At 66.9% G+C, this 12,127-nt stretch carries 12 protein-coding genes; 8 read left to right on the plus strand and 4 right to left on the minus strand.

Going from position 1 to position 12,127, the window contains the following annotated elements; genetic code table 11:
* The 4 genes from A9X03_RS12240 to A9X03_RS12255 form a co-directional block, all read right to left on the minus strand.
* Positions 1-1,033 (minus strand): carotenoid oxygenase family protein (locus A9X03_RS12240; protein WP_068261256.1); only part of this gene is annotated, 1,033 nt, incomplete at its 3' end.
* A 1-nt stretch (position 1,034) separates the two neighbouring features.
* A complete protein-coding gene (locus A9X03_RS12245) occupies positions 1,035-2,261 on the minus strand; it encodes an acetyl-CoA acetyltransferase (RefSeq protein WP_067785362.1) in 1,227 nt (408 codons plus the stop codon).
* 256 nt (positions 2,262-2,517) lie between these two features.
* Positions 2,518-3,930 carry an MFS transporter gene (locus A9X03_RS12250; RefSeq protein WP_082974482.1) on the minus strand — a complete coding sequence of 471 codons (1,413 nt, stop codon included), beginning with the start codon at positions 3,928-3,930 and terminating at the stop codon, positions 2,518-2,520.
* 331 nt (positions 3,931-4,261) lie between these two features.
* Positions 4,262-4,483, minus strand: coding sequence for a hypothetical protein (locus A9X03_RS12255; protein WP_067784105.1), 222 nt, complete (start codon positions 4,481-4,483; stop codon positions 4,262-4,264).
* Between the two features lie 394 nt (positions 4,484-4,877).
* Here A9X03_RS12255 and A9X03_RS12260 point away from each other — a divergent pair, with 394 nt between their 5' ends.
* The 8 genes from A9X03_RS12260 (at position 4,878) to A9X03_RS12290 (ending at position 11,892) form a co-directional block, all read left to right on the plus strand.
* Entirely contained in the window at positions 4,878-6,353 is a 1,476-nt protein-coding gene (locus A9X03_RS12260) for a DUF4185 domain-containing protein (RefSeq protein WP_067747495.1), read from the plus strand.
* Positions 6,354-6,437: 84 nt separating this feature from the next.
* On the plus strand, positions 6,438-6,578 hold the full coding sequence (locus tag A9X03_RS29220) for a hypothetical protein (RefSeq protein ID WP_156669853.1): 141 nt from the start codon (positions 6,438-6,440) through the stop codon (positions 6,576-6,578).
* A 46-nt stretch (positions 6,579-6,624) separates the two neighbouring features.
* A complete protein-coding gene (locus tag A9X03_RS12265) occupies positions 6,625-6,858 on the plus strand; it encodes a hypothetical protein (protein WP_068261259.1) in 234 nt (77 codons plus the stop codon).
* 240 nt (positions 6,859-7,098) lie between these two features.
* On the plus strand, positions 7,099-8,694 hold the full coding sequence (locus tag A9X03_RS12270; protein ID WP_067784109.1) for a GMC family oxidoreductase: 1,596 nt from the start codon (positions 7,099-7,101) through the stop codon (positions 8,692-8,694).
* A 25-nt stretch (positions 8,695-8,719) separates the two neighbouring features.
* Positions 8,720-9,943, plus strand: a complete 1,224-nt coding sequence (locus A9X03_RS12275; RefSeq protein WP_067747501.1) for a CaiB/BaiF CoA-transferase family protein — start codon at positions 8,720-8,722, stop codon at positions 9,941-9,943.
* Complete coding sequence (locus A9X03_RS12280; protein ID WP_067784110.1) at positions 9,940-10,377, plus strand: nuclear transport factor 2 family protein; 438 nt, start codon at positions 9,940-9,942, stop codon at positions 10,375-10,377. Before A9X03_RS12275 ends, A9X03_RS12280 begins: the two co-directional genes overlap by 4 nt.
* Positions 10,378-10,493: 116 nt before the next feature.
* Complete coding sequence (locus A9X03_RS12285) at positions 10,494-11,183, plus strand: TetR/AcrR family transcriptional regulator (protein WP_067784112.1); 690 nt, start codon at positions 10,494-10,496, stop codon at positions 11,181-11,183.
* A 145-nt stretch (positions 11,184-11,328) separates the two neighbouring features.
* A complete protein-coding gene (locus tag A9X03_RS12290; RefSeq protein WP_197696062.1) occupies positions 11,329-11,892 on the plus strand; it encodes a hypothetical protein in 564 nt (187 codons plus the stop codon).
* The last annotated feature ends 235 nt before the right edge of the window (positions 11,893-12,127 follow it).

A 12,127-nucleotide genomic window follows, 5' to 3' on the forward strand; every position in this document is an offset into this window, starting at 1 on the left:
GCCGCGACTGCAGCCGGTCGAGCGCCAGGAAGCGAAACAGCTTGTCCCACTTCGACCCACCGGTGTCGGCCGGGGAAGGGTCCCCCTCGAAGAATCCGTCGAGCACGATCTCGTCACCGTCTTCGTAGGCGTTGACGAAGTGCAGCACGAAGGTCGGGTCCGCCTCGAACCATCGGATGTCGGCGGGCCCGCCGCGGCGGGGGAGGATCGCGAAGCGTGACGGGATGTCCGGGAAGAAGCGCGGCACGTGCACGTCTTGCTCGAGCAGGGCGGGGTCCCAGAACAACGGGAAATCGTTGAGGATGACGTAGTTTTCGGTGAACGCCATGTCGTGGGGCAGGCGCGGTCCCGGCAGTGGGATGTCGACGTAGTGGACCAGCTCGTTGCTCTGGTCGACGACGCCGTAGCGCATGTACGGGTCCCGCTTGCTGTAGTTGAAGAACAGCAGCTCACCGGCCTTGGCGTCGACCTTCGGGTGCGCGGACACGCCCCAATCGGTGGGGAACCGCCCGTTCCAGGTCTCCTTGCCCAGGTTCTCACCCGAACACGGATCGACCCGGTACAGGTCGCCGCACTGGTAGAAGCTGGTCAGCGCCACGCCCCGGTGCACGATGACGTCGGTACTCGACGCGTCCTTCATCCGGGTGCGAGCGCCCCAGCCGTCTTCGCGCTTGGCCAGTTGCACCGGCTCGGCCAGCCCCGGCCAGAGCGGCTCGCCGGCTTCGTTCTCCGCCAGGAAGCCATCGGTGCGTACGAAACGGTTGCGGTAGAACGCCTTTCCGTCGCGGAAGCCGACCATGTGCAGCATGCCGTCGCCGTCGAACGGGTGGTAGGTCTTCAGCGCCGGGTGCAGCGGGTTCTCGGTGTTGCGGAGGTAGATGCCGTCCAGGTCGCGCGGGATCTCCCCCTCCACCGCGGTGAGGTCGTCGTCGTCCCACTCGGTGGTCTGGGGACGCCACGGTCCGGTCCGGTACGGGTGGTCGTCGTCCTCGGGCAGCGTGGACAGAAACTTGCCGACGATCGCGACGTCCATGTCACACACCTGCTGCCGTGCTGACAACGAAACTCACCGTGGTGGCGGTGCTGCCGCCGAAGTTGAGGGTGCCGAAGGTCTTTGCCCCGTCGACCTGGTACTCGCCGGCCGCGCCGCTGACCTGTTTGGCCGCGTCGAGCAGCATGCGCACGCCCGACGCCCCGACCGGGTGGCCGCCACCGATCAGACCGCCGCTCGGGTTGATCGGCAGCCGGCCGCCGATCTCGATCTCGCCGTTCTCGATCGCTTTCCACGACTCGCCCGGGCCGGTCAGGCCGATGTGGTCGATCGCCAGGTACTCGCTGGGTGTGAAGCAGTCGTGCACCTCGTACCCGTCGAGGTCGTCGAGGGCCAGCCGCGCGCGCCGCAGCGCGTCTTGTACGGCGGCCCGCACGTGCGGGAGCACGTAGGGGTCGTCGGCGGCCCGGTCGAGCTTTTGCCGCAGACCCAGTCCCACCGTGCGGTGTCCCCAGCCGTCGATGCGACCGATGGGCCGCACATCGGGATGGGCGCGCAGATAGGCGTCGCCGACCAGAACCAATCCCGCGCCGCCATCGGTCATTTGGCTGCAGTCGAAGCGCCGCAGCCGGCCCTCGGTGATCGGGTTGGTGGTGTCGTCGTCCGTGATGGGGTCGGGGACCGTCCATCCGCGCGTCTGGGCGTTCGGGTTGCGCCGCGCGTTGGCGAAGTTGAGCTGCGCGATCGCCCGCAGGTGCGCGTCGTCCAGGCCGTAGCGGCGGTCGTATTCGTCGGCGACCTGAGCGAACATCGACGGCCACAGGTAGCGGGCGCCGGCCCCCTCGTGACCCGTCCAGGCGGCGGCCCCCAGATGCTGGGCCGCGGTGTCGCCGGGCACGGTTTTCTCGAGCTCGACGCCGAGCACCAGCGCGGTGTCGTAGGCGCCCGACCGCAGATCCGCCATCGCCGACAAGGCAGCGATGCTGCCCGACGCGCACGCCGCTTCGTGCCGGGACGCGGGGGTGTCCCAGAGGTCGGCGCAGACCGTGGCCGGCATCGCGCCGAGGTGGCCCTGGGCGGCGAACATTTCGCCGAACGCGTTCGCGACGTGCACCACTTCGATGTCGGCGGCGTTCACTTTGGCGGCGGCGAGCGTGCCCTCGACGACCTCGGCGGTCAGGGCGGCGAAGTCGCGGCCCTCCTTGTTCAGGTTGCGGGCGAAGTCGGTTTGCCAGCCGCCCAGAATCCACACGTCCGTCGAGCCATCCATACGCGCACGGTACTCCTGGATCGCCTCGGCGTTGAGGTCTGTCCGCGAGGGGGCGGGGTGAACGGGGTGCCCGAAGATGGGGCGGCCCCGTCGGCTCTCGGGCTGAACCGACGGGACCTAGGCGAACGCGAAGGCCGGCCGACGCGTGCGCCTCTCATGGAACATTGCCCCGTACCGCGGACGACAAACATGTGAAGTCAACCTCCTGGCCTGTTCGATGGGGGGCCACCGCTTGGGTGCCGCGCCCACCCGCGGCTCAGACGGCCCCGGGGACGAGCTCGGTGGGGTCCGGTCCGTCCGGCTGACCTGCCGTGATGCCGCCGTGTTTGCGGGCGTCGGCCAGGTCGATTGCCGCCAGGTCTATGCCCCTCGTCTCGACGGCGGTGACGACGGCCACGGCGCTCACCGCGGCGGTCGCCGCCAAATACCAGGAGATCGGCACCGCGGATTTGTACGTCTGGAGTAAGCGCACCGCGATGATCGGTGCCAGCGAACCGGCCACGATCGAGGTGACCTGGTAGCCGAGCGACACCCCCGAATAGCGCATCCGGGTGGGAAACATCTCGGCCATGGCCGCGGGCTGGACCGCATACATGAGGCCGTGAATCACCAGGCCGAGGACGATCGCCGACAAGATGACGGCGTTACGGCCGCTGTTCATCATCGGGAACCCGAAGAAGCCCCAGGTGCACGCGCTGATCGCACCGATGAAATAGATTGGGCGCCTGCCAAATCGGTCACTGAGTCGTCCGGCCAGCGGGATGACGACGAAGTGGACCGCGTGCGCCACCAGCAGCCACCACAGGATGGTCTTGGTGTCGGCGTGCACGTGGACTTTCAGATAGGTGATCGAGAAGGTGACGACGAGGTAGTACATCGTGTTCTCGCCGAGACGCATGCCCATGGCGGTGAAAACGCCACGTGGGTAACGCTTTAACACCTCGACCACGCCGACGCGGGCGGTACTGACCCGCTCCAGCTGCCGTTGCGCCTCGTAGAAGATCGGCGCGTCGGTCACCTTGGTGCGGATGTAATAGCCGATCAGCACGACGATCGCGGACAACCAGAAGCCGACGCGCCAGCCCCAGCTCAGGAATGCCCGGTCCGACAGCGTCGAGGTGAGAATCAGCAGCACGACGGTGGCCAGCATGTTTCCGCCCGGCACGCCGGCCTGCGGCCAGCTGGCCCAGAAGCCGCGACTGGACGTCGGGCTGTGCTCGGCGACCAGCAGGACCGCCCCGCCCCACTCGCCGCCGACAGCGAAGCCCTGTGCGAACCGCAGCACCACGAGCAGCGCCGGGGCCCAGTACCCGATCTGGGCGAAGCTGGGCAGGCACCCCATCGCGAACGTGGAGACACCGACCAACAACAGGCTGAGCTGCAGCAGCCTCTTGCGGCCGTACCGGTCGCCGAGCTGACCGAAGACGATCCCACCGAGCGGGCGGGCGGCGAAGCCGACGGCGTAGGTCACGAAGGCGGCGAGGATCGCGTCGAGTTCGTTGCCGCCGCGGGGAAAGAACACCTTGCTGAAGACCAGGGTTGCGGCGGTGCCGTAGAGGAAGAACTCGTACCATTCGACGACCGTGCCGGCCATGGATGCGGCGACCACGCGGCGCAGATACGCCTGGCTTTCGAATAGGTTGCCACGCAGGCCATTACGGTCACTCATGGTCGCCCTCCTCGGCGGGCCGCCCACCCGGGGCGCCGACCGAGTTTGCCGAGACCGGCGTTACTGCTAGACCGCGGCGACGGCGGGTGTGCTGGCGGATCGGAGCGTACCTGGCGAGGACGCTCGACGCACGGTCTCCCGCCCGTGCGCCCGTCGCGGCCGTCCGGCTCACGGGTCCCGTAATCACGACGAAACGGGCACAGGCGGGAGTGCCCGCCGCCGCACAGCGACAAGTTGGGGTGGCCGGACGTCGCGACCGGATTGACGCTCAGAGGCGGGCGGGCACGCGCTCGGTTCAGCGGCGCGAAGCCACTCCCATCGCCGACGATCGTTACGGAAGCGGCGGTGCCGGTGGCGCCGACGGGGCCGGCGGCGCGGAGAGAGTCGACGGCGGCGCCAGGGTCGTGAGCGGGGTGGGCGTGGTGGTGGGCGCCTGGGTTTCGGTGCCCGCCGGTGCCGCGGTCATGGCGGGACCGGCGCCGTGGCCCAGCCAAGCCGCCGCGGCGACGGAAACGCCGGCGATCGTCAGCAGTGCGTTGCGCTGGTCTTTCATCAGGACCTCCCTGCTCGAAGACAAGATCCGCATAGCGAATCACTTAAACCCGTTATACGGATCAACATGTCACGGAAGAATAACACCGAAATCGGCGCCGGCAACACCTGCAAACAAGGCGAGAACGTCGCTCGACCGCCATGGGTTACGGGAAGTTCCGAGCGGTCTACTGCGGAAAACGGCAGCCGGCTCGCAGGGTGATGGCGTTAGCCCAGGAGGTGCGCGAGCTAATCGCTCGATACGCGCAATTCCCGTGCGATCGGCCGCGTTGCGACACGGTCACGGATGGATACCTATCGTCGCATCACTAGTCACAACAACCGCTCTAATCACTATCGTCACATGAGCCAACTGCGGACGTCAATGCGGTGTCCCGCCGCTCGAAAGGTGTTACATGTCGGCGATTCTTCGAAGTGTGTCGCTCTCGATGGCGTCGGCGGCCGCAGTCGGACTCGTCTTCGTGGTCGGGCCCGCGCCGATGGCTTTTGCCACCCCGTGTGGCGCACCGGAAGCGAACGTGGAGCCGCCCGTCGCGCCGCCGGCGATGCCCGCACCCCAGCCGGTCGTCCAGCCGCCGACCGGACGCCGGCCGACGCACACGAATGACCAGGCACCCCTGCCCAGGCTGGGCCCGCTGATCTCCCAGTTCCTCAAACCGACGACTCCGGGTCGCCAGGTCGCCCCGATGAGACCCCAGGCCGAGGTCCTCCCGCCCGGGCCCAATCCGCCCGTACCCGGTCTGCCGCAGCCACCGAACGCCGGTCAGCTGCAGCCCAACGCCGCCCCGGTCCCGCAGCCGCAGCCGGCGCCACCGCCGCCCTCGATCGCGGGCGCGCCCACGTCGCTCGTCGACTGGGTGACCGGGCCCGACGGCCCGAACAAGACCCTGCAGCGTTTCAGCATCTCGGGTACCGACCTCGGGATCGCCTGGGACAACGGCGATCCCATGAATCGCCAGGTTCTGATGGCGTTCGGGGACACCTTCGGCTACTGCAAAGTCAAGGGCCAGCAGTGGCGCTACAACACGTTGTTCCGCAGCTCGGACCATGACCTGTCGCACGGCATCCACATCGCGGACGGCCTCCCCAACGATCGGTACTCCGGGTCACCGGTGTGGACGACAAGCCTGTCCAAGCAGGTCGTCAACACGATCCACAAGGCCGCGCACGAGACGGGAATCATCCCGACCGCCGGCATCTCGATCGGCCGGACGCAGTACATGAGCTACATGTCCATCCGGCAGTGGGGCCGCGACGGCGAATGGTCCACGAACTACTCGGCGATCGCCAGGTCCAATGACAATGGCCAGAATTGGGGAATCTTCCCGACTTCGATCCGGACGGCCTCCGCGGACGCCATCCCGGGAGCCGGGTTCACCCCCGGCAACGAGAACTTCCAAATGGGTGCGTTCATGAAGGGCAACGACGGTTACCTCTACCAGTTCGGAACCCCTTCGGGGCGCGGCGGCGCCGCATTCCTGTCGCGAGTGCCACCGGGCCAGTTGCCCGACCTCACCAAATATCAGTACTGGAACGGCGACGAGGGCGGCCGCTGGGTCCCCAACAACCCGGGCGCGGCGACGCCGATCTTCCCCGGCCCGGTAGGCGAGATGTCGGCCCAGTACAACAGCTACCTGAAGCAGTACCTGGTGCTCTACACCAACGGCGGCAGCAACGACGTGGTGGCGCGGACCGCGCCCGCCCCGCAGGGACCGTGGAGCCCCGAGCAACCGCTCGTGTCGTCGTTCTCGATGCCCGGCGGCATCTATGCGCCGATGATCCACCCCTGGTCGTCGGGCCGGGACCTCTACTTCAACCTGTCGCTGTGGTCGGCATACGACGTGATGCTGATGCACACCGTCTTGCCCTAATCGTGACCGTGTCGCACCCCGAATAGTCGGCAAAGCAGGCGCACCCTGAAGAAAGCGGGGGCCCAGCGAGAGAGGAGATCGGCGATGATCACCTTCGAGAACCCGGCCACGTCGACCGCCGGCAAGCCACGGCGGCCAGACATCGAGGTGCGCATCGAGGGTGTGCACCGCAGAGACGGCGCCGTTCGCCTTGGCATCCTGCTCGACGGGCGGATGGCCACATAGCCGAGCGCGTCGCGGCCGGCCGCAAGGGCCGGGGCAATATAGACGCGTGAGTTGGGCGAAGCGCGAAGCGAGGGCGCTCGCGGAGACGGGTCTGACCGGCGAGGCGTTGCTCGCTGAGCTGGAAGACTATGTCCGCGCGAACAATCCGCAGTTGACGGACGTCCGGCTGGAGCGGGCGACCCCGACCGAGGAGTACGACGCCACCGTCCGGCCGCCGAGGCGGTGGTACGACGTCACTTACCTGGCCGACGACGGCGAGGGATACGGCATTCGACCGTAGGCCTTGCGGCCGAACGGCTTGCCGGTTCCCAGACCGACTACACCAACACGCAACGAGCTCGCCCCGTGACGATGCCACCGGGTTCGAGAATTGCTGCCGATCATCTCAATCGTCAGGCGCGCGCAGCGCCGCCTCGACGCTAGGGATTCGCTGAGGTACTTCCGTCGCTGAACCGCCGAGGCTACTCTGCTGAGAACACTGTTCTCGTACAGCGAGTACGCCGACTCGGAAGGGCTGACGGTGAGCGAGTTCGACTACGTCGTAGTGGGCGGCGGGTCCGCGGGGTGCGTATTGGCAGATCGGCTCAGTGTCGACCCCGGCAACAAAGTCTTGCTCCTCGAGGCTGGCGGCACCGACCGCAACCCGTTGGTGTCAATGCCCAAGGGCTTCGCGTTCTTGATGAAAAACCCGCGCTACGTGTGGGAATACGACGTGGAACCGTTTGGGCCGCACCGACAGCAGGAGCATTGGGTCAGGGGCAAGCTACTCGGCGGGTCGAGTTCGATCAATGGGCTGGTCTACAACAGGGGGCAGGCGGCCGACTACGACGATATCGTCGCCCGCGGCAATCCCGGCTGGGGTTGGGACCAGATGCTGCGCGTCTTCCGGACTATCGAGGATCACAGTCTGGGCCCCTCCGCGGTCCGCGGCGCCGGCGGCCCCCTCGGTGTAAGCGTTATCAACACCCACGACGAGGTCTCCGAGGCGCTGATGGATGCCGCGACCACTCTGGGCATCAAGCGGGTCGAGGACATCAACGCCTCCGACGAGGAGCGCACCGGGTACACCGCGGCCACGATGCGGAAGGGTAAACGAGTCAACTCCGCGAGGGCTTTTCTGCACCCCGCTATGAAGCGGCCCAACCTCACGGTGCTGACCGGCGCAATCGCCCAACGAATCGTCTTCGAATCCGATCGCGCCGTGGGTGTGGAGGTGAGTTCGGCCAAGGGCAAGCAGGAGCTTCGGGCCTCCCGCGAGGTGATCGTCTCGTGCGGGAGTTTGGCAACTCCGAAGCTGTTGCAACTGTCGGGGATTGGGCCGAAAGAAGTATTGACCGCGGCCGGCGTCGACGTCAGGGTGGACAGCCCGCGAATCGGCGAAGGATTGCGCGAGCACCGGTGCATACCGCTGCAGATGCGGCTCAACGAGAACAAGGGATACAACCGGTTTCTGTCCACCCCCGTTGGCCAGGCGCGCGCGGGGCTGCGCTATCTGACCACCCGCAAGGGGCCGATCGGCACCGCCGCCTACGACATGCTCACTTTCATCCGCGCCGACCCGGCCAGCGAACGGCCCGACGCGCAAGTGCTCATGACACCCTTCTCGTTGGGTGTCGGGCCCGTTGACGGGGGCATCGAAGGCCGGGCGGGCCTATCCCTCCTGGGCTTCGTTCTGCGGCCGACCAGTCAGGGCTCGGTGCGGATTCGATCGGCCGATCCCAGTCAGCCGCCGCGCGTCGAGGTCGCATACCTCGAAACCGATTACGACAAAAGGGTATCGGTGGCAATGTTCCGGCGCATGCGGGACATCGTCGAGCAGCATCCCGTGGCCGACATGATCTTTTCCGAGATCGAACCCGGGCCCGCGGTCGACGACGACGACAGCATCCTGCGGGCGGGACTGCTCTACGGCGGCGCCGGGTATCACGCGTCCGGGGCGTGCGCGATGGGCCCGGCGGAATCCGACCCGTTGGACGCCCGCCTGCGTGTGCGTGGGGTGCCCGGGCTGCGCGTCGTCGACGTGTCCATCCTGCCGACGATGGTGGCCGGCAATCTCAACGGCCCCATCATGGCGATGGCCTGGCGGGCCGCCGAAATGATCCTCGAGGACCGATGACCGATCGACAGTTAGGACAGTTGCCATGACCGCTGTGATGCAAGGGATCCGCGTCCTCGAGGTCGCCGAGCACACCTTCGTTCCCGCGGCTTCGGCGATCCTGTCCGACTGGGGCGCGGACGTGATCAAGGTGGAACCCGCCGAGCGCGGCGACGCGATGCGCGGCATCATGTCGACCGGCAACCTGGGCCTCGACGGTGGTGCATGGCATCCGCTGCTGCAACACTCCAATCGCGGAAAGCGAAGCATCGGTTTGGATTTGAGCACGCCCGAAGGCGTCGACATCCTCTACAAGTTGGCGGCGACGTGCGACGTCTTCCTGACCAACAAGCTGCCCGCGGTGCGTTCCAAGCTGCGCATCGACGTCGACGACATCCGGGCCGCCAATCCCAACATCGTTTACGTCCGTGGATCAGGGTTCGGCTCGCGCGGCCCGGACGCCGATCGCGGGGGATATGACGTGTTGGGATACTGGTGCCGCGCCGGGGTCGCCTACGGGGCCAAACCCGTTGAATTCGAGGCGATTCCGGGCCAACCCGCGCCCGCGTACGGCGACTCGATCGGCGCGATGACCATCGCGGGCGGCATCTCGGCGGCACTGCTGCATCGCGAGCGCACGGGCCAGCCGCCGGTTGTCGACGTGTCGCTTCTCGCCACCGGAATGTGGGCGATGGGGGCCGCCATCGCGTTGTCGCACGAGTTGAACCATCCGTGGGGCCAGTTCCCGGTCGGCACAGATGTGGGCAACCCGCTGGTGGCCACCTACCAGACGTCGGACGGGCACTGGTTGCAATTGGCGTGCCTGCAGGGATTCCACTACTGGCCCGAGACTTGTCGGGTGATGGGCCTGGCCGAATTGGTCGATGACGAGCGGTTCGCCGATGTCGCAAGCTTCGCCGCGAACAGCCCCGTCGCGAGGTCGATCCTCGCCGAGCGGTTCGCCTCTGCGCCGCTGGCCGAATGGAAGCAACGCCTCGGCGACTTCCGTGGCCAGTGGGCGCCGGTGCAGGACTCTATCGAGGTGACCGCCGACCCACAGGTCATCGCCAACGGGTATGTGGTTCAGGCCGAGGCCGCCTCGGGTGAGAAGCACCCGCTGGTGGCCACGCCCGTCCAGTTCGACGAGGAGTCGGCACCGACGCGACGCGCGCCCGATTTCAATGAACACGGGGACGCGATTTTGACCGACGACCTCGGCATGGACTGGGACGACATCATCGACCTAAAGGTCAAGGGCGTCGTCGCGTGACCGCCGCCGACGCGTTGGTCGACGAGCTGCGTATCCGCGGGGTGATCGAGCGCTACTGCGCGTTACTCGACAGCGGCGCGACCGATGAACTGCTCGAATTGTTCGACGAGAGTTGTTCGTTCGCCGCGATGGGACGGACCTACCGGGGCCGCGCCGAGCTGGCGGCGCTGTGGGCGGTTCTGCGGCCCACCGACCGCCCTGGCACCCTGCATGCTGTCGTCAATCCCGTCATCACCGTCGACGGCGACCGTGCGAGCGCTGTGAGTGGTTGGGCCATGCTGGACCGAAGCGGTCAGGAAGGTGCGACGGTCATCGCCCTGGCGGGGCGCTACCTGGATAGATTGGCCCGCGGATCCGACGGGGTGTGGCGCTTCACCGATCGCCGCGTGCAGACCCTTGCCAGGCCGGCGGCAACAGCCGAACAACGCACCTGACGGCCCCGTGCGTCATCGAAGTCACTACATGTTCTCATCATGAGCACTGCGTGTATCCGTTGGCCGAGGCCAACGTTATCGGCTAATGGAAACGCCGGCTCGCTACGCTGTGGTGTGTGAGCAAATCGGGAACCGACGTGTCGGCCTGGTTGACGTCGGCGCCACGGCCGGAGTCGCGCTGGCGGGTGCGCTCGACGGAGCGGGCGACCGAGGATGTGCGCAAACGGGCTCAGGCGCGCAGCGACCGGTTCCTGCACATCGCGCTGGAATTGCTCAGTGAGGGAGGCGCGGAAAATCTCTCCGTCCGAAAGGTCGTCGAACGATCCGGCATGTCACTGCGGTCTTTCTACCAATCGTTCAGCGGTACCGACGACCTTTTCCTGGCCATCTACGAGGAAGCCACGCTCGGCGGCCTCGAGCGGCAGCTGGCCGCGGTCGCCGAAGCGGGCACCGACCCGCTGGATCGCCTTCGGGCCTTCATGCAAGCCGAGTGGTTGGCGTCCGATCCGGCCCCGCCACTGTTGCAGCGCTCGTTGGTCAGCTTTCATCAGCGGCTCAGCGAAACCCGTCCGGCCGAGCTGTCGGCCTTGCTGCAGCCCCAGCACCGAGCGCTGACCGAGCTACTTGCCGCGTGCCGTGACGCCGGTATGCGCAGCCCGCCGCTGGATGATTCGACGATCGCGTCGATCTTGCTGCACACGACGATGGAGATGCTGCAGGCGCGCGTGCTCGGCTTCTATGTGGGCGAGAACGTCGCGTTCGACCAGTTCTGGACCTTCTTGGAAACCGCCTTTACCCGGCCCTGACCGGGGCGCGAAAGGCGCGCACCCGGACAAGATCTGCACTGGGTATCGCAAGCATTGCCTGAGGCTGCGGCGTCGGCTAGCCTCGCATGAGAACGGTGTTCTTCTCTAGCGGATACACCGAATCGGACTGCGAGGAGAGTTTGCGGTGAATCTTGACGACATGATCTTGGTGAGCATCGATGACCACGTGATCGAACCGCCGGATATGTTCAAAGGTCATGTCCCCCAGAAGTGGGCGGACCAGGCGCCAAAGGTCGAGCGCAGCCCGGAGGGCATTGATCGCTGGGTATTTCAGGGCATCGAGACCTCGACGCCGTTCGGCATGTGCGCGGTGGTCACGTGGCCCAAAGAGGAATGGGGCTTCAACCCCGGCGTGTTCTCCGAGATTCGGCCCGCCTGCTACGACGTCAACCTGCGGGTGCGCGACATGGACGCCGGGGGCGTCCTCGCGTCGATGAACTTCCCGACCATGGCGGGGTTCAACGCGCGGACGTTCTGCGAGGCGGCGGACAAGGACCTCGCGCTGATCATGCTGAAGGCCTACAACGACTGGCACGTCGACGAGTGGTGCGGATCGCATCTGGGCCGGTTCATCCCGATCGGCATTGTGCCGATGTGGGATCCGGAATTGTGCGCGGCCGAGGTGCGGCGTCTGGCCGGCAAACGCTGCAAGGCCATCAGCGTGAGCTGGGTGGGCAGGATGATGTGATGGTCGATCGGAGCGTCAGGCGCCAGCGTGATCAGGCCGCCACTGGCCCCGATGTGCATGCACAGCACGCTGCCCGTCTCCGACATCGCGGTCAGCATCGGGTCCCAGTGCTCGCTGTGAAAGCTGGGGAAGCCGAAAGCGTGCGGCGCCTCGAGGAAGCTGATGGCCTTGCAGCGTTTGCCGGCCAGACGCCGCACCTCGGCCGCGCACAATTCCGGATCCCACATCGGCACAA

The sequence above is a fragment of the Mycobacterium sp. E1715 genome (assembly GCF_001667625.1).
Taxonomy (GTDB): Bacteria; Actinomycetota; Actinomycetes; order Mycobacteriales; family Mycobacteriaceae; genus Mycobacterium.